Origin of the sequence: Nocardia sichangensis (assembly GCF_047200615.1) — a bacterium.
GTDB classification, from domain to species: Bacteria; Actinomycetota; Actinomycetes; order Mycobacteriales; family Mycobacteriaceae; genus Nocardia; species Nocardia sichangensis.
The window spans coordinates 90857-111707 of sequence record NZ_JBJZOK010000019.1 but is presented as its reverse complement, the minus strand read 5'-3'; the positions used below and the strand labels follow the sequence as shown (position 1 = coordinate 111707).

The following is a 20851-nucleotide window of genomic DNA, read 5'->3' as shown; positions in this document are numbered from 1 at the left end:
TCGGTACGTACCGGTCAATTGTCTCATTCGATGTGGCACGGCCGTACACCCCTGCTCGTGGTGCCGGGGTGCAGGGGGCGGCGTCGCCGCGCGAGTGGATACTGGGAGCGTGTCGTACCAAAAGCCGCGCATCTTGAACGACTACCGGGATCTGTTCTGGTCGTTGATCCCGTTGGTCCTGATCGCGCTGGTGTTCGCCGGGTTGGCCAGCCAATGCAGTTTCGCCGCGAACGGTCCGACGCAGGGTCAGATCCCGCATTTCGACGCGCGCGCCGCGCTCACCGCCGACGCTCGTTCCCTGCCGTTCCCCATCCGCAACCCGGCCCTGCCCGCGGACTGGACGCCGAACTCCGGCAGTCGCGAGTCCATCGGCGGCAACGGGGGCGGGCCGGTCAGCACGGTCGGCTACATCACGCCGCAGGGCACCTACATGCGGTTCAGTCAGAGCAACGCGACCGAGGAGGCGCTGGCCAGGTTCGTGCTCGGGTCGCGCTACGCCAGTGGCACCGAGCAGGTCGGCGCGCAGAAATGGATCGTCTACGCCGAGCAGGGCTCGGAGACCGCGTGGATCGCCGACTTCGGCCAGTCCCGCGTGCTGATCACCGGCGCGGGCAACCAGGCGGCGTTCAGCACGCTCGCCCAGGCGATCACGGCGGCGCAACCGCTGAAGCCCTGAAATCCGCTTGTCTTCGGCGGCGCGCGTTCGTTAATTTTGCCGCGGCACGAGACACGTGCCGAACCGGTTTTCGGAGGTCGATGAATATGGCTGTCCTCAGCCGTCTTTCGCATGCCTTTCGCCGGTTCGCGCGCCACTGATTTTCCGCGGACGCGGACCGGTCTCTCTTCGACGACCAGGAGTGTCACGTGTCTGTTTCCCTTTCCCCCGACCTGCGCACCGAACGGCTGATCTTGCGGTCGTGGACCGCCGCTGCGGCGGCCGCCGTGCTCGATGGCCGCCGTCACGCCGAGTGGGCGGCGGATTTCCCTGCCGACGGCGATCGCGTCATCGCGGGCCTGCTCGCGGCGCACCCGGACTGGCTCGGGCCGTTCGGGCACCGGCTCGTCGTCGAGCGCTCGACCGGGCTCGTCGTCGGATCGATCGGGCTGTTCTGGCCGCCCGCCGGCGGTGCCCTGGAGCTCGGGTACGGCATCGTCGCCTCGCGGCGCGGTCGCGGGTACGCCACCGAGGCCACCGTCGCCCTCACGGCGCACGCGCTCACCGCACCCGGCGTTCGTGCGGTGCACGCCGAGGTGGAGCTGTCGAATCCGCCGTCGGCGCGGGTGCTGGAGAAGGCCGGATTCGAGCGGGTGAGCAGCGTGGACGGCGTCGCCCGGTTCCGCGCCGTGGCCGCATCGCGCTGACGAGGCCGGGGCCCATCGTCAGCGGTGGCTCACCACGTTGACGATGGTCCCGCTCGGGTCGCGGACGAAGAAGCGGCGCACGCCCCACGGCTCGTCGCGCAGGGAGTAGACGACCTCGGCGCCCGCGGCGGTCACCGCCGCGTGTACGGCGTCGACGTCGTCCACCTCCACGCTCATGTCCGGCTGGAGCTGTTCGGCGTCCGGGCCGACGAGCAGGACCTGCGCGGTCGGGTTGGACGGCGAGGCCATCGTCACGACCCAGCCCAGGTCCATCGCCTCGTGGAAGCCGAGCAGCCGGTAGAAGTCGCGGCTCGCGGCCAGGTCGGTGGTGCGGATGTCGGGCGTGGCGCGGCGGATGGTCACTCTTGCCGCTCCAGGTCGGTGCGGTGCAGCGCGTCCTCGACGCGCTTGCGCGCGCCCGCCAGATGTTCCTCACAGCGGTTGGCCAGCGCCTCGCCGCGCTCCCACAGGGCGAGGGATTCATCGAGGTCGAGGCCGCCCTGTTCGAGGATCTTGACGACGTTGACGAGTTCGTCGCGCGCGCGTTCGTAGCCGAAACCGGCGATCTCGGCGGCATCGTCGGCCGGGTCGGCGCCCGTCCCGTCGGCTTCGGTGGACTTGCCGGACTGGGCCAAGTCAGTTCCTCCCTGTGTCGGTGTTCTTGGCGCCGAGGGCCTGGGTGCCGAGCGCGGCGGCCGTGACGGCCCCGTCGGCGACCCGGATGCGCAGCTGGCTGCCTGCGGGCGCGTCCTCGATCGAACGCACCACCTCGCGTTCCCGGCCGGTGACCCGCTGCACGACAGCGTAGCCACGGGCGAGTGTGGCGGCGGGGCCGACGGCGGTGAGTTTCTCGCGCAGATGCCTGGTGGCCGTGGCTTCGGTGCGGACGAAGTGCTCGGCGCAGCGGTGCGTGGCCGTGCGCAGGCGTTCGATCTCTTCTTGGCGGCGATCGATCTCGCGCAGCGGATCGGCCAGCACGGGTCGCGAACGCAGCTGGGCGAGCGCCTCGGTCTCCCGGTCGACCCAACCCCGCAACGCCGCGGCGGTGCGTTCGCGCAGTTCACGAATGCAGGCCAGTTCGGCGGCGGCGTCCGGGACGATCCGTTTGGCGGCGTCGGTCGGCGTGGCCGCGCGCAGGTCGGCGACGAAGTCACTGAGCGGGTTGTCCGGTTCGTGGCCGATCGCGCTGACGATCGGCGTGGTCGCGGCCACGATGGCGCGGCACAGCGCCTCGTCGGAGAACGGCAGCAGGTCTTCGACGCTGCCGCCGCCGCGCGCGAGCACGATCACCTCGACGTCCGGATGCCGATCGAGCTCCGCCAGCGCCGTCAGCATCTGCGATACCGCGGTCGGCCCTTGCACGGCGGTGTTGCGAATCTCGAAACGCACCGCGGGCCAGCGATTGCGAGCGACGCTCAGCACATCGCGCTCCGCGGCGCTGGCGCGTCCGGTGATGAGGCCGACGGTTCCGGGAAGGAACGGGATCGGACGCTTGAGCCGGGGATCGAACAGGCCCTCGGCGTCCAGCAGCGCCTTCAGCCGTTCGATGCGGGCCAGTAGTTCGCCGATGCCGACGGGGCGGATTTCCAGCACGCGCAGCGAGATCGTGCCGCGCCCGGTGAAGAAGGAGAGCTTGCCGTAGACGACCACCCGGCTGCCCTCTTGCAGGGGAATGGGGGATTTGCGGATCAGGTCGGGATCGCAGGTCACCGACAGCGACATGTCGGCGGACGGGTCGCGCAGCACCAGGAACGCGGTGCGGGTGCCGGGCCGGAGATTGATCTGGGTGATCTGGCCCTCCACCCAGATGCTGCCGAGCCGGTCGATCCACTGGGCGACCTTGATGGAGACCGAACGCACCGGCCACGGATGCTCGGCGGAGTTGGCCGGAGCGGCGGCGGGTTGGCCGGAGGTCTCCCGGCCAGCCGTCGGCGACGAGGGTGTCCGGGGTTCGGTCACTGGGCCTGCACAGTGGCGATCCGGTTCGTGAGCATGGTCACGAACGGCGCCCTGGCGCGGGTGTGCTGCTCGTACTCCAGCAGCGCGGTGAGGTCATCGATCGTCAGCAGGCGCAGGCGGGCGCGCAACTGGGCCAGGGTCATGTTGGCGTAGTCGTAGCGGGTGGCGACTTCCGGTTCGGCGATGACGGGCGCTTCCGCGACGGGTTCGGGATCGGTATCCGGGTCCGGCTCTTCGGCCGGTGGCTCGCCGATCGGCGTCACGGAGGCGACATGGCCGTTGGTCGCGCCTGCGCGGCTGTCGTCCGTGGCGAAGGATTCGGGCGCGGGGGACGCGTCGGGATCAGCGGCGGTGTAGAGGTCGAATCGGCTGGCGCGCAGCGTGCTGGGGCTCGGGTCGTCGGCGAGGTCCTCGTCGAAGGTGGCCCACTCCGGCTGCTCGACCGGGCGGTTGGACAAACGGTCGAAAACCGCGTCGCCCTTCAGGGCCAGACTGGTGACGAACTGCTGGACGTGCATCGTCGTCTGCAGCACCTGACTGATGGCCGTGATCGGGAAATTCATTGCCGCCGTGGGTAGCCGACGGGATTCCTCGAGGGCGTATACGGCCGCGCCTGCGGCGACCCGGGCCAGAAAGGGTGGTCGAAACATGGTCCTAGCCTGCCGGAAATGGTGTGTTATGCAAAGGAGGGGCGCGCGGTTCGGGTATTCGCGGGTCGGGGCCGGTGGGCGGGACCGCACTCATATCGCGGAAATGCGCGCGGGAACCCGGCGGGCCGTCCGAAACAATCGGCGCACCCGGTCGTAGACCCGGCTCACGATTCCGATCCGCGGGTTGCGGCGGGAATGTGACGGGCAACTCCCGGACGTGGCGGGATCCCGGGCCGCACGTATCCTGTGGGCATGTCTTCGGCCATTCCCTTGAACGTCGGAATCGCTCGCTCGGCAGGTGCCGGAAGCGCCGTCGCCGACGGCGGAAAACGCGTGCTGCTCGCGGAGCCGCGCGGGTATTGCGCCGGCGTGGACCGGGCGGTCGAAACCGTCGAGAAGGCGCTGGAGAAGCACGGCGCGCCCATCTACGTGCGCAAGGAGATCGTGCACAACCGGCACGTCGTGGAGACGCTGCGCGACCGCGGTGTGATCTTCGTCGACGAGACCGACCAGGTCCCCGAGGGCGCGGTCGTCGTGTTCTCCGCGCACGGCGTGTCCCCCGCGGTGCACACGTCGGCCGCCGAGCGCAATCTGCACACCATCGATGCCACCTGCCCGCTGGTGACCAAGGTGCACCAGGAGGCGAAGCGGTTCGCCCGCGACGACTACGACATCCTGCTGATCGGTCACGAGGGCCACGAGGAGGTCGAGGGCACCGCGGGCGAGGCGCCCGAACACGTCCAGCTGGTCGACGGGCCCGGCGCGGTGGACCAGGTCAGCGTGCGCGACGAGTCGAAGGTGATCTGGCTCTCGCAGACCACGTTGAGCGTGGACGAGACGATGGAGACGGTGCAGCGGCTGCGCGAGCGCTTCCCCGCCCTGCAGGACCCGCCGAGCGACGACATCTGCTACGCCACGCAGAACCGCCAGGTCGCGGTGAAGGCGATGGCTCCGGAATGCGATCTGGTGATCGTGGTCGGCTCGCGCAACTCGTCGAACTCGGTGCGCTTGGTGGAGGTGGCGCTCGGTGCGGGCGCCAAGGCCGCGTATCTGGTGGACTTCGCCCGCGAGATCGACCCGGTCTGGCTCGACGGCGTCCGCACGATCGGCATCACCTCCGGCGCGTCGGTGCCCGAGATCCTGGTCCGCGGTGTGCTGGACAGCCTGGCCGAGCACGGCTACGGCGACGTCCAGCCGGTCACCACGGCCAACGAAACCCTCGTCTTCGCCCTTCCCCGCGAACTGCGCGACGCCCGGCGCTGACGCCGGGCCCGCACCGAGCGTGCGGTATCCAGCTCCGACCGCACCGAGCGACCTCGCCTACAGATTCTCTGGCCTGCGCCGTTCCGGGCGGTTCGAATCGCGTTCGCGATAGCGCACATTGGGCTGGGGGTGCGGCGGCATCTCTCGGCGGCGGCCCGCGCCGCGCGGTGGTTCGGCTTCGGCCCGCGGCATGGCCCCGGTCGGGCGGGCAGGGCCCCGGGCGGGAGCCCGCCCTTCGCGCGGACGGGAGGGGGCGACGCGCGGCGGCGTATCCGCGACCTGCGCCGCGGGTCGGCGGGCCGGTCGGGGAGCTGGCTGTTCGGCATCGGCCGACTCCGGCTCGGCGGGCTCGTCCTTCGGGCGGCGGGTTCTGCGGCGCGCGGCGTCCGGCAGGCCACGGGAGGACCGGCCGGGCTTGGTCTTCTTCGCTGGTGACTTGCCCCAGCTGCCGCCACGGCGTGGCGCTTTGTCGTCCCCCTCTTCCCGGCGGTGCAGGTAGATCCGGGCGCCACCGATCAGCAGGACCACCACCGTGGCCAGCATCATGGTCGGGAACCGGTTCACCAGCGGGATCGCCAGGTTCAGCAGGATGTCCTTCATCGAGGTCGAGCCACGACCGGTGAGCTGCTGATAGGCCAGCGGGACGGCGACGAAGAGCAGCAGTGGCGGCAGCACCATCGTGCTGAACAAGCCCCGGTAGCGAACGGCGGCGACGGCCGCCACACAGCCCACGATGTACAGCGCGGCGAACGTGCCGGTCAGCTCGGCACTGCCGCCGCTGGCATCGATCAGGAATCCCAGAAACGTGCAGGCAACCGCGATCAGGATCGCCGCGCCGACCGGGATCCCCGGCACCGACGGCAGGATCGAGCGTTGCGGCGCGGGCACCCGGGATCGCACACGTTCGGAAGCAGCCACGATATGCACATTAGTTGCCGCCGCTCTCGGCGGCGTGGCGGCACGGCCATAGTCCCGGTTACTCGCCCGCGTCGGCGAAGCTCACCGCGCGAGGCCGGGAATCCACACGCCCGATCTCGGGCACTTCCTGCTCGGCCATCTCGAGCTCGTGCAGTTTGCGCGCGGTAACCATCACTCGTGACTCCACCGAGGCCACCGTGTAATTGAAAGCCTCGACAGCTCTGCCGAGTTGCGCCCCCAGCCGGTCCAGATGTTTCCCCGTCATGCCGAGCCGCTGGTACAGCTCACGGCCGAGCCGCTGCACGGTGGCCATGTCCTTGGAGAGCGACTCCTGCCGCCAGCCGAAGGCGATGGTGCGCAGCAACGCGATCAGGGTGGTCGGTGTAGCGAGGATCACATTGCGGCCGAACGCGTACTCCAACAGCTCGGAGTCGGTGGTCAGGGCGGCGTCCAGGAACGGATCGCCGGGCACGAACAGCACCACGAATTCGGGTGCGGGGTCGAAGGCGGCCCAGTACGCCTTGTCCGACAGCTGGTCGACATGCGCGCGCAGATGTTTGGCGTGCCTGGTGAGCAGCTCGGCGCGCACGTCGGGGTCGTCGGAGCCGCAGGCGTCCAGGTAGGCGGCGAACGGCACCTTGGCGTCCACCACGATGTGCCTGCCGCCCGCCAGGCGCACCACCAGATCGGGTCGCACCGTGCGGTCGTCCTCGCCGTGACCGGTGCGGCTCACCTGGGTCCGGAAATCGCAATGCCTGGTCATCCCGGCCAGCTCGACCACCCGCTCCAGTTGGATCTCGCCCCATCGTCCCCGTACTTGCGGCGCGCGCAGCGCCGCGACCAGCCGGCCGGTCTCCCCGGTGAGCTGATGCGACGTGCGCTGCATGCTCGCGACCTGTTCGCGCAGGCTCGAATACGCGGTGAGCCGCTGCCGCTCGACCTGCTGGATGTGCTCGTTCAGCGCTCCGACCGCCGCCCGCAGCGGTTCCACCAGCGCGCCCACGGCGTGCGAATGCCTTCGCGCGGCATCCTCGTTGGCCGCGGTGAGCGACTGCCGCAGCAGCCGTTCGTTGTCCGCCGCCGCGGTGAGCCGCGCCTGGGCCGCCGCCGCGCGATGCCCGTCCCGCGCGGCGCGACCCAGCCAGCCGAGGCCGAGACCGGCGGCGAACACCAGCACGAGGGCGACGAGCATCGGTGCGGTCATAGCGGAGATAGTGCCGTACGTCACCGACAGGAACGAGCATCTGGCAACTGCCCGGCATCGCGTCGGAAACCGGCTCGGCCAGTGCGTTGCCGCATATTTCACATAGCTGTTCGGATTCTGGCATCCGGAATCGCCGACGCCGTGGATTCGGGAGGTCAAGAGGTGCGTGAGGTTTCGGCTCGTCGCCGAACGGGATCCGCCGACTCGGACACGTCCGCTGGACACGCCGGGTTCCGGCTGGGCGAACCCGACACGGCGGGCGGGGCGATTGAAGTCTGTCGGTGCCTTGCCCTACGGTTTCGCGGCATGCGGATGCTGCACACCTCGGACTGGCACATCGGGCGCACGTTCCACGGGGTCGATCTGCTTGCCGACCAGGCTCGTTCACTGACCGCCATCGCGGAGCTGGTAGCCGAGGAATCGGTCGATGTGGTGGTGCTGCCGGGTGACGTGTACGACCGGTCGATTCCCAGCGCCGACGCGATCGCGGTGTGCAACCGGGGATTCGAGGCGATCCGCAGTGCGGGGGCGCGGATCGTAGCCACTTCGGGGAACCACGATTCGCCCGCTCGGCTGGGCGCCGGCGCGAGCTTCGCCGCCGCGGGCGGGCTGCATCTGCGCACCACCGTGGCCGACGCCGATCGGCCCGTGCTGCTGGAAGACGAGCACGGGCCGGTGGCGTTCTACGGCATCCCGTACTTGGAACCGGAGATCACCCGCGCGGAACTCGAAGTGCCGCAAGCGCGCTCGCACGCCGAGATCCTGGACGCGGCCATGGCTCGCGTACGTGCCGACATCGCGCGGCGGCCCGGGGTGCGGACGGTCGTGCTGGCGCACGCCTTCGTGGTCGGCGGGGAAGCCACCGGATCGGAGCGCTCCATCTCGGTCGGCGGCGTGGAGACGGTTCCGCTGGCCGCTTTCGACGGCATCGACTACGTGGCCCTCGGCCATTTGCATTCACCGCAGACGCTCGCGGAGGCGGTGCGCTACTCCGGCTCGCCGCTGCCGTATTCGTTCGGCGAGAACGCGCATCGCAAAGCGGTTTGGATCGTCGACTTGGATGCGTCCGGCCTGCGAGCGGTGCGCCGCCGGGACCTACCGACGGTGCGGGGCCTGAGCAAGCTGACCGGCACCCTGGACGAACTGCTGAGCGGCGCGGAGTACGGCACGGCCGAACAGCACTACGTGTCCGCGATGCTCACCGACGTCGCCCGCCCGGTCGACGCCATGCGCAAGCTGCGCGAACGGTTCCCCTACGCGGTGCACGTCGAATGGGTGCGGCCCGAGGGCAGCCCGGACCTGCGCTACCGTGAGCGAGTGCACGGCCGCCGCGACATCGAAGTAGCCCACAGCTTCCTCACCGACGTCCGCGGCGCACCCAGCTCGAGCGAGATGACCTGGCTGGAGCGGGCGCTGTCCGCCGCCGTCGCCGAACCGGAGCAGGTGGCCACCGTGGCCGCCGCCGAGGAACTGACCGCATGAGCGCCCTGTCCAGGCCGGGCGTAGGCGCGGCGGCATGAGGCTGCACAAGCTGGAGATGACCGCCTTCGGCCCGTTCGCCGCCACCACGGTCGTCGACTTCGACGCGCTCGGCGCCGACGGGCTGTTCCTGCTGCACGGCCAGACCGGAGCGGGCAAGACCACGGTGCTGGACGCCATCGCGTTCGCGCTCTACGGCCGGGTGCCCGGTGCGCGCGGGGAGAGCAAGCGCCTGCATTCCGATCACGCACCGGAGCAGACACCACCGGAGGTGATGCTGGAGGCGACGTTGGGCGGGCGGCGACTGCGTCTGACCAGAAGCCCCGAGTTCCAGCGTCCCAAGCGGGACGGCACGGGCATGCGCACGATCAATCCGAAGGCGACGCTGGCCTGGCTGGACGGCCGAGGCGAGAACCTCTCCCGGATACCGGATATCGGCGAGGAGGTGCTGCGCCTGCTCGGCATGAGCGCCGACCAGTTCTTCCAGGTGGTGCTGCTGCCCCAGGGCGACTTCGCCCGCTTCCTACGCGCGGACAACGAAGATCGCGAGAAGCTGCTCGAAAAACTGTTCGACACGAAGCGTTTCGGCACCGCCGAGCAGTGGCTCGCCGACAAGCGCCGCGCCGCCGAAGCGGATCTGGATGCTCGTACCGACGGCATCAAGCGGCTGATCACGCAGGTGGGCATGGCCGCGGGGGTAGCGGATTCGGTCGGTACGGGCGAATGCGTCGGGTGGTCGCAGGATCTTTTGTCCACCGCGCGCGTCGACCTGGCCACGGCCGCGGCAGAAGTCGAACGCTGCCAGGCGGAATCGGCGCGCGTCCGGGAGCAGGCCGAACAGCAGCGTCGGCTGCGCGAATTGCGTCGCCGCATGAGCTCGGCACGCGCGCAACTGGACGACTACGTGGCGGGCGCGGATCGGCGCGCCGCACTGCAAGCCGAACTCGACCTCGCTCGCCGGGCCGCGCCGGTCGTCGCCGCCATCGACGAAGCGCGTACGGCGGTGCAAACCCAGCGCAGGCGCGAGGGCGAAAAGCGCACGGCGGCAGAGCGGCTCGCAGCCCGCCTGCTGGAACCGGAGAGCGCCGAACTCGGCGGCGCCGAACTGGTCGACGGCGACCGGGTACGCGATGACGCCGACATCGACGCGGCGGTCCAGCGCTGGAGCGCGCAGATCGGTGCGCTGGACGAAGTGCGCACCGACGCCGCCACCGCCACCCGGCTCGGTGGTGAACTCGACGCCCTGCGCACCGAGGACGCGACGCTGGCCCGGCGCGTCACCGAACTCGCCGCACGGCGCGAGGAACTGCCCGCCGTGCTCACCGCGGCCGAGGCCAGGCTGCGCGAGGCCGCCGAAGCGGTCGCCGCCCTGCCTGGCATCACCGCGGAGACCGAACGGTTGCAGGCGGCCGCCACGGCCGCGGTCGAGCTGGCCGCCCGGCGCACCGCGCTCGATCACGCCCGCATCGAGTTCGACGCCGCCCGCGCCGCGCACCTCGACGCCAAAGAACTCGTGCTGGATCTGCGTGAGCGCAGGCTGAGCGGAATGGCCGCCGAACTGGCCGGCGAGCTGGTCGACGGAAGCCCCTGCGCGGTTTGCGGTTCCGCGCAGCATCCCGCACCCGCCCAGCCGACCGACACCGCGGTGTCCAAGGACGAGGAGGAAGCCGCGGTGGCGGCCGAGCGCGCCGCGGAGGACGTCCGCGATCGCGCGCTGGCTCGCATCACCGGCCTGGAACGCGAGATCGAAGCGCTGGTCGCTCGCGGCGGCGATACCGACCGCGTCGAACTCGCCGCGGCCCTGCGCGCCGCGACCGACCGCTACGAGGACACTTCGGAATTGGCCGCCAACGCCGACGGGCTGGAAGCCGAACTCACGCGCCTGCGCGGCGACGAGGCGCGCCTGCACGACGAGCTGCGCGCATCCGAGGCGCGCCGCAGCGCGGTCGCCGCCACCGTCGCCTCCGCCGAAAGGCGCCTCGGCGAGCTCACCGACCGGCTGCGGAGCGCGGCGGGCGCCGACCTGACCATCGACCGCCGCCGTGCCCGGCTCGCCGCTCTCGTCGCCGAGGCGACCGCCCTGCGCGAAACCCGCGCCGAAGCGGTGGCGGCGCGTGAGCAGGTGTCCCGGATCGCCGATCGGGTGGAAAATCTCGCCGGCGTCGCGGGTTTCGTGCCGGAAGGCGAGTATGGCGGTTCGTCGTCGGCTCCGGGCTCCGCGTCGGTCACTACTGAAGGCTCGGCTCTGTCCGGCGGTCCGGCTCAGCTCCCGGAATCCGCCGAGACGGCCGCTTCGGACTCCGTCGGCGCCGAGGAACCGGCGCTTGTCGGCACTCGAACTCGCGACACGTTGGGAGACGATGTCGCGCGCTTGACCGCCTACGCGAAAGTCGTCAACGCCGCATCGCGTGACTCTCGGCGGCAGGCCGAGATCGAAGCGGAACTCGTGGCCGCCGACCGTGCCCGTGCCGCGGCGGAAGCGGTTCTGGCGGAACCGGAGATCCGAGCGGCGTCGGAGCAGGAGCCCGGCGATCCCGCCGAACTCGACGCGCTGGTGACGGCCGCGCAGACCGCGCTCAACGCCGCTGTGGCCGCCCATGCCGAGGCGAGCAGGCGAGCGAGTCAGCTCGAGGAGCTCGGCGGCCAACTCTGGGCCGCTGTGGATCGGATCGCCCCGGCACAACGAGCGTTCGAGGAACTCGACGGTCTCGCCGACCTGGTCGCCGGGCGCGGTGCGAACAACCGCCGCATGTCCCTGCACTCCTACGTCCTGGCCGCACGCTTGGAGGAAGTCGCGCAGGCGGGCTCGCTGCGGCTACGCAGAATGTCCGGCGGCCGTTACGAATTCGTCCACTCGGACAAGGCAGGACCGCGTGGTCGCCGAGGCGGCCTCGGCCTGGACATCCGTGACGACTACACCGGAGCCATCCGCCCGGCCAAGACGCTGTCCGGTGGCGAAACCTTCATGGCCTCCCTCTCGCTGGCGCTCGGCCTGGCCGACACCGTCGCCGCCGAATCCGGTGGCCTCGTGCTGGACACTCTGTTCATCGATGAGGGATTCGGCGGCCTGGACGCCGACACCCTGGACGCCGTGATGGGCGTGCTGGACGAACTCCGCGCGGGCGGCCGCGTGGTCGGCGTGGTCAGCCACGTGGACGAGATGCGCCAGCGTATCCCCAGCCGCCTGCACGTCGTACGCGGCCGCGACGGCTCCCACCTCCAGGCGACGATCGCCTGAGCGCGGACTCCGGCTGCTCGGCGGTTCCGGCTGCTCGGCGGTTGAGCCCTGCAGGCGGTGGGTGCACCCGGCCGTGGCGACACGCTGCCGAACGGTTTACCGGCCGCTGCGTACCGGACGTGAACATATCGGCTGCACTGCCGAGCGGCCTGTCCGGACGCAGCGCATCACGTCCTCACCCGCGAGAGCCGGCCCGTAGGCGGCGGAGCGTGGGCGTGTTCGCCTCGCAACCGCCCAAACGACGTGCACGCTTCCGGCTGGAAATCAGCCGCGCGAATGGGCCACGGCGACCGTAGGCGTCCGCGCGACCTACCCGGATGAGCGGCACCGTGCAGGCCGCGCGGGGGCACGCTGAGCTGCCCGGGCGCACCCTTGACTGAGCGTCGAGGACTGACGGTCGGCGATCAGCACGTTACGGCCTCGCCGAACGACAGGCTGTTGCCGTCTCGGGCCAGCACGCCGACGTGACGCACGCCGTCGCTGTAGGTCTTTTCCTGTTCGTGGCCGATACCCTGCGCGGCGAGTCGCGAGACCTCAGCCCTCGTGGTCGAGCAGCCACCGTTTCACCGGCAATCCCCAGCGGAAGCCGCCGAGTGCGCCGCCGATGCGGAGGATCCGATGACAGGGCACGAAGAGGGCGGCGGCGTTGCGGGCGCAGGCGTTGGCCGCGGCGCGCGTGGCGTCGGGGCGGTCGGCGCGGGCGGCGAATTCGGTGTAGGTGAGTGGGCTCCCCGCCGGGACGGCGCGGAGCACTTCCCAGGCGTGCACGAGGAATTCCCCGGACTGCTGGCGAACGGGAATCGGGTCGATCGCGGTGAGATCGCCTTCGTGATAGGCGGTGACGGCACCGGTCACCTCGCCCAGCGAATCCCGCTGCCGCAGTCGGCCGGGCCGCAAGGCGGGATGGATCAGGCCGCGCAGGTTTTCCGCGTCGGAGGTCCAACCGGAGGCCAGCACCGCGCCGTCGGGGTCGACGAGCGTGGTGAACGGGCCGATCGGTGTCTCCGTGACGGCGAAATCCGCTGTGACGGTGCGGGTGCTACCGACGTCGGTGCGGACGGCGAAGCTGGCGTTCATGATTCGACACTGCCTTTCGTAGTGGCGAGCGCGGGGACGACGGAAGGTGTGGCGCGGCTGGTCAGTGCCGTTTTCCACAGGTGCATGGACAAGTACGATCGCCACGGCACCCAGCGTGCGGTGTCCGTCAGATCGATGCCGAGCAGGCTCGCGCCGCGGCGGACGACCAAGTCGGTGCCGAGCAGGACGTCCGGATCGGCGAGCAGGCGCATGGTCACGTAATCGGCCGTCCACGGCCCGACACCGTCCAGCGCGAGCAGGTCGCGGCGCAGGTCGGCGGCGGTGCGCCCTTGGTGCAGCGCCAGCTCCCCGGAGGCGAGCGCCTCGGCGGCCGCGGTGATGGATCGGATGCGCCGCGCCGGTCCGGTCAAAATATCGGCGCCGCGTTCGGCGATCACCTCCGGCGTCGGGAACAGCAGCGGGATCGGCCCGTCCACCCGTTCCCCGAGTGCCTCGACCAGTCGGGCGGTGTGCGTGGCGGCGGCGGCCACCGAGATCTGCTGCCCGATCATGGTGCGCAGCAATAGTTCTGCGCCGTCGACGCACCCGGGCACACGGATACCGGGGGTGAACGACGGGCGACCGACGTCGACCGGGTCGATCTCGGTCAGCGCTTCGCTCTCCGGCGGTGACCCCGCCCCCGCGTCCGGCAGATATTCGGCGGCCTGCTCACGCGGCCGTTTCGGGGAGCCGCCGTGCGCCGTGGGCCCGACACCGAGTGCTTCGTCGATGCCGACCGGGTCGGCGTCCAGGTCGAGCAGGTGCCGCAGCCTGGTCACCGTCGGCGCGAGATCGCGCATGTCGTGCAGGGACAAATCCGCGCGCACATGGTCGCGCTGGAAGCTCAGCCGCGCGGTGGCGTGCCCGTGTGGCGTGCGCAGGTTCCTGGTGTAGGCGCGGTCCTCCCACAATTCCATGCCCGGCACCACGTGCGCGGACAGGAACCATTCCAACCAGGCCCGGTCGAGCGGTTCCCGGTAGGGCAGCCGCAGCGTGAGCGAGCCGCTGCCGGACGGCGCGGGACGCGCGGGGGCTCCGGTTCTCGCGCGCTGCGCTTCGAGCCGCATGGTGGTGGGGCTGACCGCGAACACCTCGCGCACCGTGTCGTTGAACTGGCGGATCGAGGCGAAACCCGCCGCGAACGCGATGTCGGACATGGGCATCGCGGTGGTCTGGATCAGCAGCCGCGCCGTGTGCGCCCGGTGCGCCCTGGCCAGCGCCAGCGGCCCCGCGCCCAGTTCGGTGGTCAGTACCCGGGTGAGCTGCCGCTGGGAATAGCCGAGCGTGGCGGCCAGCCCCGGCACCCCGGCCCGCTCGACCACGCCGTCTCCGATCAGCCGCATCGCCCGCGCGGCCAGATCCGCCCTGGTGTTCCACAGCGGCGAGCCGGGCGCCGCGTCCGGCAGGCAGCGGCGGCAGGCACGGTAACCCGCCTGCTGCGCCGCGGCGGCGGTCGGCAGGAACGACACGTTGGCCCGCTTCGGCGTGATCGCGGGACACGAAGGACGGCAATAGATTCCGGTGGTTCGCACCGCGGTGAAGAATTGCCCGTCGAATCGCGAATCCCGGGTCGACACCGCCCGGTAGCAACGTTCGAAATCCAATGCCGTGATCGTCACGCACACCACAATGGCAGCTGCGGCGAACCCGTGCTAGCGGGAATCGGCCACCAGCGCTGGGGGTAGCCGCGACCTCGCACGACGATGATGAGATCGCACAGCCGTTGCCCGGTCAACTGTTGTGAAAACTACCGAATCGGCATGTGGTGACGCGCGCCGAAAATCTTTTCGGTCAGCAGCACCGGTTGGCTGGATTGCGATCGGCCTCGGCATGCCGCTGCCGCCAGTACTCCCGCTCGGTCGGGATGGCGCAGCCGGGATGGCTGCGCCGCAGGTGCTCCACGTAACGCTGGTAGTCCTGCCCACCCAGGATCGAGTCGAACCACCAGACGCCCGCTCGGACGCCGTCGCCGCAGGCGCGGGCCGCGGCGCGCAGCCGGGCGCCGAGCGGTCGCGCGGACCGATCGGCGCCCTGCTTCGCGGAGTCGCTCATTGCGCGTGTACGTGTGCCGCGCCGGAGGCGCGCGCCTTCCCGGTCGCGATCAACTCGTCCCACTCCTTCTGGACTTCCTTCTCCGCCGCGGTGGCGAGGAATCCGCTGGGCGCGAAGATCTTCGACGGCTGTTCCGGCGTCTCGGTGGTCGTCGACTCCCCGGAGCGCCAGGCGCGGAAGGCCACCAGCGCGCCCACCACCGCCACGATCAGTACCAGCACCGCGAAGATGATCGACAAAGTGCCCTGGATGAAGGTGTTGCGCACGATCGCGTTCATGTCGTCCTGGGTCTTCGCCGTCAGGCACAGCTTCCCGGCATCCTGCGCCGCTTGGCAGATGCTGTGCTGCTTCCAGTAGCCGAGCTTCGGATCGGCGGAGAAGATCTTCTGCCACGACGCCGTCATCGTCACCAAGAGGTCCCAGACCAGTGGAATCGCCGGAATCCAGGCCCATTTCGCGAGGCCCTTCTTCACCACGATCACCAGCACGACAGTCAACGCGATGGCGGCCAGCAACTGATTGGCGATGCCGAACAGCGGGAACAGCGTGTTGATGCCGCCGAGCGGATCGGTCACACCCATCAGCAGGATCGAGCCCCACGCGCCGACCACGACGGCCGAGCACAGCCACGCGCCCACCCGCCAGGACGGATCACGGAACTTCTTCGCCGCGCCGCCGAAGTTGCCCAGCGCGTCCGACAGCATGAACCGGGCCACCCGGGTGCCCGCGTCGATCGTGGTGAGGATGAACAGCGCCTCGAACATGATCGCGAAGTGGTACCAGAACGACTTCATGCTCGCGCCGCCCAGGAATTGGTGGAACACCTCGGAGATGCCGACCGCCAGCGTCGGCGCGCCGCCCGTGCGGGAGATGATCGATGATTCGCCGACATCGCTCGCGGCCTGGCTCAGCTCCGCCGGAGTGATCGCCGGACCGCTGAGCCCGAGGCTATTGGTGTAGGCCGCGGCCTTCTCCGCGGTGCCACCGGTGAGACCGAGCGGCGCGTTCATCGCGAAGTACAGGTGCTGGTCGATGATCGAGGCGGTGATGATCGCCATGACCGCGACGAACGACTCCATCAGCATGCCGCCGTAGCCGATCATCCGCGCGTGCGATTCCTTCTCCAGCAGTTTCGGCGTGGTGCCGGAGGAAACGAGCGCGTGGAAGCCGCTCAGCGCGCCGCAGGCGATGGTGATGAACAGGAACGGGAACAGCGAACCCGCGAACGCCGGTCCGGTACCGCTGGACGCGAACGACGAGACGGCGGGCGCGTGCAGCACCGGCAACGTGACCAGGATGCCGACCGCGAGCAGCACGATGGTGCCCACCTTCATGAACGTCGACAGGTAGTCGCGCGGGGCGAGCAGCAGCCACACCGGGAGCACCGAGGCGACGAAACCGTAGGCGATCAGCAGCCAGGAGATGGTCACCGGCGAGAGCGTGAACCAGTCCGCGCCCCACTCGGTTTCCGACACCCAACCGCCGCCGACGATGGCCAGCAGCAACATGGCGAACCCGATCACGGAGACCTCGCCGACCTTGCCCGGCCGGAGGAACCGCAGGTACACACCCATGAACAGTGCGATCGGAATGGTCATGCCGATCGAGAACACGCCCCACGGGCTGTGCGCGAGCGCGTTGACCACCACCAGCGCGAGCACCGCCAGCAGGATCATCATGATCACCAGGACGCCCACGATGGCCGACCAGCCGCCGATCACGCCCAGCTCGTCGCGCGCCATCTGCCCCAGGCTGCGCCCGCGCCGCTTCATCGAGACCCACAGCACCAGGTAGTCCTGCACCGCGCCGGCCAGCACCACGCCGACCACGATCCAGATGGTCCCCGGCAGGTAGCCCATCTGCGCGGCCAGCACCGGACCGACCAGCGGCCCCGCGCCCGCGATGGCGGCGAAGTGGTGCCCGTAGAGCACCCGCCGGTCCATCGGCATGTAGTCCTTGCCGTTCTCCAGGATTTCGGCGGGTGTGGCCAGGTCGTCGCGTGGTTTGACGATCTTGCGTTCGATGAACCTGGCGTAGAACCGGTACGCGATGATGTAAGTGCACACCGCCGCGATCACGATCCACACCGCGTTCACCGATTCGCCGCGTGAGATGGCGAGCACCGCCCACGCTATGGCGCCGAGTGCGGCGATCCCCGCGAAGATCAATTTCTTGGCCGGTGTGATCGGGGACTTGTCGACCACGCCGACGGGCGGCAGATCGGGATCGGTCCGCAGATATTCGATTGTCGCCATCTGCCTACTCTCCTGTAAAACGCGCAGGATCTTGCTCAAACACGTGACAACGTAACCGATCGATGATCGCCGTCGTGCCGATTCCGGACGTCGGACGCGCACCGTGAAATATTGTTCATGTGTCGGCCGTCACCATGTGATTGCCGAACGTATGCTGCCATGCCGTTCGAGAAGCTCCACATCCGCCCTGGAGGAGGGCTGTGTTGCGTGCGAATCCCGTCGCCAGGGTCCGTCGCCGGACGCTGCTCGGGTCGGCGCTGGCCGCGCCACTACTGGCGAGCGGCGGCTGCGGCTCCGACGACGACGCGTTGACCTTCTTCTTCCAGGCCAGGCCGGAAGAGGCCAGGGTCCGGCTGACGATCATCGACGAGTTCCGGAAGCTGCATCCCGACATCAGGATTCGCACCATCATGTCGGGTCCGGACCCGCTCCAGCAGATGCTCACCTACTGCGCGGGCGGGAAATGCCCGGACGTGCTGATGGCGTGGGAGCTGACCTACGCGGGGCTGGCCGAGCGCGGGGTACTGCTGGATCTGAACACCCTGCTCGACCGCGATCCGCGGTACGCCGCCCAGCTGCGCGCCGACAGCTATCCGGCGCTGTACGACACCTTCACCTACGCGGGCGGGCAGTACGCCCTGCCCGAACAGTGGTCCGGCGTCTTCCTGTACTACAACCGGGAGCTGTTCGACGGAACCGGGATCACTCCGCCCGCGCGCTGGCGCGACGCCTGGTCTTTCGACGAGTTCCTGGCCGCTGCCGAGGCGTTGACCAGGCATGACTCGTCTCGCACCCGGTGGGGGTTCGCCGACGCCTGGGTGCCGTACTTCTCGGCGGCCTGCTTCGGCATGAACAACGGCGCCGAATGGTTCTCGCCCTCGGTGCGTCCGACCAGGACCAACCTCGGCGATCCGCGGTTCGCCGAAGGATTCCAGTTCTACGCCGACCTCGCCGTACGCCACCGCGTGGCGCCGAAAGCCGCCGACACGCTTTCCGTCTCGGCCCCAGACCTGTTCCGGCGGGGCCGGTCCGCGATGGCGCTGGGCGGGCATTGGCTGTATTCCGAATTCGCCGGGCACGACGATCTCCCGATCGACATCACGGTGCTGCCGGTGGGCCCGCACGGCGGTCCCGGCGCGATCACCGACGTCGGCAGCACGGGCCTGGCCATCGCCGCGGGCAGCCCGCGTGTCGAACAGGCCTGGGAATTCGTCAAATTCGCTACCGGACCGGTGGGTCAGGAGATCATCGCCGCGTCCGGGCTGTTCGTCCCCGTGCTCCAGTCGGCGATGAACTCACCGGGGTTCGCCGCCGCGCACCGGGAGATCCGCAATCTCGAGGTGTTCACCGCCGGTCCGGCCAATTCCCGCCCGCTGCCGATCACCCCCGCTTGGGGGAAGGTGTCCGCCCTGCTCGAACGCGGCTCCAACCGAGTGCTGCGCGGCGCCGCCACCGCCGCCTCGTTGGACGGCCGTTTCGCCTCCGACGTCGACGCGCTGCTGGAGACGCCATGATGGCAGCGCGGCGATCGCAAACATCGGGCAAAGCGGGGGTCGCCTCCCGATTGGCGCGGCGGCGCGAGCGGGCCGGTTGGGCATTCGTCGCGCCCAACGTGGCGGCCGTCGCGGTTTTCTTGTTGTTCCCGTTGGGTTTTTCGCTCTATCTGAGTTTTCATTCGTGGGACCTGTTCAGCCCCATGCGATTTGTCGGTGTGGACAACTATCGGCGGCTGTTCGCCTCGGACCCGTTGTTTCTCATCGCATTACGCAACACGGCCGTTTTCACGCTGCTGACCTTGGTGCCCACAGTGCTGATCGGACTCGCCGTCGCCGCCGCGCTGAATCGAAAATTGGCCGGCATAGGCCTATTTCGCACCATCGCTTTTCTGCCGTTGGTCGCCTCGGCGGTCGCCATGGCCGTGGTGTGGCGGTTCCTGTTCACCGACGACGGGCTGCTCAACGTCGCGCTCGGCTGGATCGGCATCGACGCGGTGCCCTGGCTGACCGACCCCGACTGGGCGCTGGTCTCGCTCAGCATCGTCACCGTGTGGAAGAGCGTGCCGTTCGCGACGGTCATCCTGCTCGCCGCCATGCAAGGCGTACCGGAGACGCTCTACGAGGCCGCCGAGATCGACGGAGCCGGGGCGCTGCGGCGATTCTTCGCGATCACCGTGCCGCTGATCCGGGGGCCGCTGTCGTTCGTCTTCATCATCACGATCATCAATTCCGTGCAGGCGTTCGACCAGGCATACGCGCTGACCGGCGGCAACGGGGGGCCGGAGACGGGTACGTACCTGCTGGGGATCATGCTGTTCCAGAACGCGTTCGGCTTCTACGAGGTCGGGTACGCCTCCGCGCTCGCCTGGGTGATCTTCGCGATCCTGTTCCTGTTGACACTGGTGCAACTGCGGATGGCCCGGCGGTCGGAGGTGGAACAGTGAACACCTACGAGGCGGTGCGGCGCGCGCTGCCGGTTCGACGCGACCGCGCGTTCGTCGCGATCGGCCGCGTCGACCGGGCTATCGTGCGGCGAGTGGTGCGCGGAACCGCGATATACGCGGTGCTGGTCGGCATCGGGTGGTGCGCGCTGCTGCCGATCCTGTGGGCGGTGTCGGGCTCGCTGAAACGGGACGGCGAGATCGCCGATGCGGCGTTCCTTCCGCAGCGGCCGCAGTGGTCGAACTACGGGAAGGTCTTCGATCTGCTGCCCATGGGGCGGATGCTGCTCAACACCACCATCTACGCGTTGTGCGTCACGGCGGGGCAGGTCTTCTTCTGCTCGTTGGCCGGTTATGCCTTCGCGCGTCTGCGTTTCCGTGGGCGCGACATGCTGTTCCTGGCCTACCTCGCGACGCTGATGGTGCCGTTGACCGTGACGGTGATTCCGCAGTTCCTGCTGATGCGGGCGTTCGGCTGGGTGGACACCCCGTGGGCGATGATCGTGCCCGGCCTGTTCGGCAGTGCGTTCGGCACGTATCTGATGCGGCAGTTCTTCCGCACGCTGCCCGAGGAACTCGAGGAGGCCGCCATCCTCGACGGCTGTTCCACCTGGCAGGTGTACTGGCGGGTGCTGCTGCCGCACACCCGTCCGGCCCTGATGGTGCTCGCCGTGCTCACCTGGATCACCGTGTGGAACGACTTCCTCTGGCCGCTGGTCATGATCCAGCGCGACGACGTCGCCACCGCGACACTGGGACTGGTCCGGCTGCAAGGCCAGTACTACACCCAGTGGCCCATCCTCATGGCCGCCGCGGTCGTCATCTTGCTCCCACTGCTGCTCATCTACGCGATAGCCCAGCGCGCGTTCATCCGCGGCATCGCGATGTCGGGCTTCGGCGGGCGCTGAGCGGGTGTGCTCGGTTCGCCTGATTCGCGCGCCTTTCCGGTTGCCGGTG

General features: G+C 69.6%; 18 protein-coding genes. 8 read left to right on the top strand and 10 right to left on the bottom strand.

The genetic code is table 11. From position 1 onward, the window contains the following. The first annotated feature begins 109 nt into the window (after positions 1-109). Positions 110-676: a DUF4245 domain-containing protein gene (locus ACL03I_RS25050; RefSeq protein ID WP_412807076.1), complete on the top strand. Its 567-nt coding sequence runs from the start codon at positions 110-112 to the stop codon at positions 674-676. 188 nt (positions 677-864) lie between these two features. Continuing rightward, a complete protein-coding gene (locus ACL03I_RS25045) occupies positions 865-1362 on the top strand; it encodes a GNAT family N-acetyltransferase (protein WP_412807075.1) in 498 nt (165 codons plus the stop codon). Between the two features lie 18 nt (positions 1363-1380). Here ACL03I_RS25045 and ACL03I_RS25040 read toward each other — a convergent pair whose 3' ends face one another. The 4 genes from ACL03I_RS25040 to ACL03I_RS25025 are packed head-to-tail and all read right to left on the bottom strand — an operon-like array spanning position 1381 to position 3971. Continuing rightward, positions 1381-1725: a VOC family protein gene (locus ACL03I_RS25040; protein ID WP_355078613.1), complete on the bottom strand. Its 345-nt coding sequence runs from the start codon at positions 1723-1725 to the stop codon at positions 1381-1383. Continuing rightward, positions 1722-1997 carry an exodeoxyribonuclease VII small subunit gene (locus ACL03I_RS25035; protein ID WP_379255277.1) on the bottom strand — a complete coding sequence of 92 codons (276 nt, stop codon included), beginning with the start codon at positions 1995-1997 and terminating at the stop codon, positions 1722-1724. The genes ACL03I_RS25040 and ACL03I_RS25035 overlap by 4 nt, the downstream gene beginning before the upstream one ends. Position 1998: 1 nt before the next feature. Beyond that, the gene (gene xseA / locus ACL03I_RS25030) at positions 1999-3321 is read right to left on the bottom strand and encodes an exodeoxyribonuclease VII large subunit (protein WP_397280227.1); all 1323 of its coding nucleotides are present in this window, start codon (positions 3319-3321) and stop codon (positions 1999-2001) included. Beyond that, positions 3318-3971 carry a lipid droplet-associated protein gene (locus ACL03I_RS25025; protein WP_412807074.1) on the bottom strand — a complete coding sequence of 218 codons (654 nt, stop codon included), beginning with the start codon at positions 3969-3971 and terminating at the stop codon, positions 3318-3320. Before ACL03I_RS25025 ends, xseA begins: the two co-directional genes overlap by 4 nt. Before the next feature lie 252 nt (positions 3972-4223). Between ACL03I_RS25025 and ACL03I_RS25020 the strand changes: the two genes are divergently transcribed. Then, on the top strand, positions 4224-5234 hold the full coding sequence (locus ACL03I_RS25020; RefSeq protein WP_412807073.1) for a 4-hydroxy-3-methylbut-2-enyl diphosphate reductase: 1011 nt from the start codon (positions 4224-4226) through the stop codon (positions 5232-5234). Positions 5235-5291: 57 nt separating this feature from the next. Here ACL03I_RS25020 and ACL03I_RS25015 read toward each other — a convergent pair whose 3' ends face one another. Next, on the bottom strand, positions 5292-6152 hold the full coding sequence (locus ACL03I_RS25015; protein WP_355078616.1) for a DUF6542 domain-containing protein: 861 nt from the start codon (positions 6150-6152) through the stop codon (positions 5292-5294). Between the two features lie 58 nt (positions 6153-6210). Further along, positions 6211-7356: a DNA recombination protein RmuC gene (locus ACL03I_RS25010; RefSeq protein WP_412807072.1), complete on the bottom strand. Its 1146-nt coding sequence runs from the start codon at positions 7354-7356 to the stop codon at positions 6211-6213. 306 nt (positions 7357-7662) lie between these two features. Here ACL03I_RS25010 and ACL03I_RS25005 point away from each other — a divergent pair, with 306 nt between their 5' ends. Further along, positions 7663-8838, top strand: a complete 1176-nt coding sequence (locus ACL03I_RS25005; protein ID WP_355078618.1) for an exonuclease SbcCD subunit D — start codon at positions 7663-7665, stop codon at positions 8836-8838. A 34-nt stretch (positions 8839-8872) separates the two neighbouring features. Then, entirely contained in the window at positions 8873-12073 is a 3201-nt protein-coding gene (locus ACL03I_RS25000; protein ID WP_412807071.1) for an AAA family ATPase, read from the top strand. A gap of 534 nt (positions 12074-12607) precedes the next feature. Here the strand turns inward: ACL03I_RS25000 and ACL03I_RS24995 are convergent. The 4 genes from ACL03I_RS24995 to ACL03I_RS24980 all read right to left on the bottom strand — a co-directional run bounded on the left by ACL03I_RS24995 (position 12608) and on the right by ACL03I_RS24980 (position 17457). Beyond that, a complete protein-coding gene (locus ACL03I_RS24995) occupies positions 12608-13150 on the bottom strand; it encodes a methylated-DNA--[protein]-cysteine S-methyltransferase (RefSeq protein ID WP_412807070.1) in 543 nt (180 codons plus the stop codon). Next, positions 13147-14778, bottom strand: coding sequence for a DNA-3-methyladenine glycosylase 2 family protein (locus ACL03I_RS24990; RefSeq protein ID WP_412807069.1), 1632 nt, complete (start codon positions 14776-14778; stop codon positions 13147-13149). The genes ACL03I_RS24995 and ACL03I_RS24990 overlap by 4 nt, the downstream gene beginning before the upstream one ends. Positions 14779-14941: 163 nt before the next feature. Continuing rightward, positions 14942-15145: a YbdD/YjiX family protein gene (locus ACL03I_RS24985; RefSeq protein WP_379255412.1), complete on the bottom strand. Its 204-nt coding sequence runs from the start codon at positions 15143-15145 to the stop codon at positions 14942-14944. Positions 15146-15198: 53 nt separating this feature from the next. Next, positions 15199-17457 carry a carbon starvation CstA family protein gene (locus ACL03I_RS24980; protein WP_379255262.1) on the bottom strand — a complete coding sequence of 753 codons (2259 nt, stop codon included), beginning with the start codon at positions 17455-17457 and terminating at the stop codon, positions 15199-15201. 203 nt (positions 17458-17660) lie between these two features. Here ACL03I_RS24980 and ACL03I_RS24975 point away from each other — a divergent pair, with 203 nt between their 5' ends. The 3 genes from ACL03I_RS24975 to ACL03I_RS24965 are packed head-to-tail and all read left to right on the top strand — an operon-like array spanning position 17661 to position 20802. After that, positions 17661-18971, top strand: a complete 1311-nt coding sequence (locus ACL03I_RS24975) for an ABC transporter substrate-binding protein (protein WP_412807068.1) — start codon at positions 17661-17663, stop codon at positions 18969-18971. Between the two features lie 50 nt (positions 18972-19021). After that, positions 19022-19897 carry a carbohydrate ABC transporter permease gene (locus ACL03I_RS24970; protein WP_364435335.1) on the top strand — a complete coding sequence of 292 codons (876 nt, stop codon included), beginning with the start codon at positions 19022-19024 and terminating at the stop codon, positions 19895-19897. A 59-nt stretch (positions 19898-19956) separates the two neighbouring features. Then, complete coding sequence (locus ACL03I_RS24965; protein WP_355078667.1) at positions 19957-20802, top strand: carbohydrate ABC transporter permease; 846 nt, start codon at positions 19957-19959, stop codon at positions 20800-20802. Positions 20803-20851 lie beyond the last annotated feature (49 nt).

Bases quoted from the DNA above. Each gene is read 5' to 3' on its own strand.
- ACL03I_RS25025 (WP_412807074.1), bottom strand. From the start codon at position 3,971: ATGTTTCGACCACCCTTTCTGGCCCGGGTCGCCGCAGGCGCGGCCGTA.
- ACL03I_RS25020 (WP_412807073.1), top strand. From the start codon at position 4,224: ATGTCTTCGGCCATTCCCTTGAACGTCGGAATCGCTCGCTCGGCAGGT.
- ACL03I_RS25010 (WP_412807072.1), bottom strand. From the start codon at position 7,356: ATGACCGCACCGATGCTCGTCGCCCTCGTGCTGGTGTTCGCCGCCGGT.
- ACL03I_RS25005 (WP_355078618.1), top strand. From the start codon at position 7,663: ATGCGGATGCTGCACACCTCGGACTGGCACATCGGGCGCACGTTCCAC.
- ACL03I_RS25000 (WP_412807071.1), top strand. From the start codon at position 8,873: ATGAGGCTGCACAAGCTGGAGATGACCGCCTTCGGCCCGTTCGCCGCC.
- ACL03I_RS24995 (WP_412807070.1), bottom strand. From the start codon at position 13,150: ATGAACGCCAGCTTCGCCGTCCGCACCGACGTCGGTAGCACCCGCACC.
- ACL03I_RS24980 (WP_379255262.1), bottom strand. From the start codon at position 17,457: ATGGCGACAATCGAATATCTGCGGACCGATCCCGATCTGCCGCCCGTC.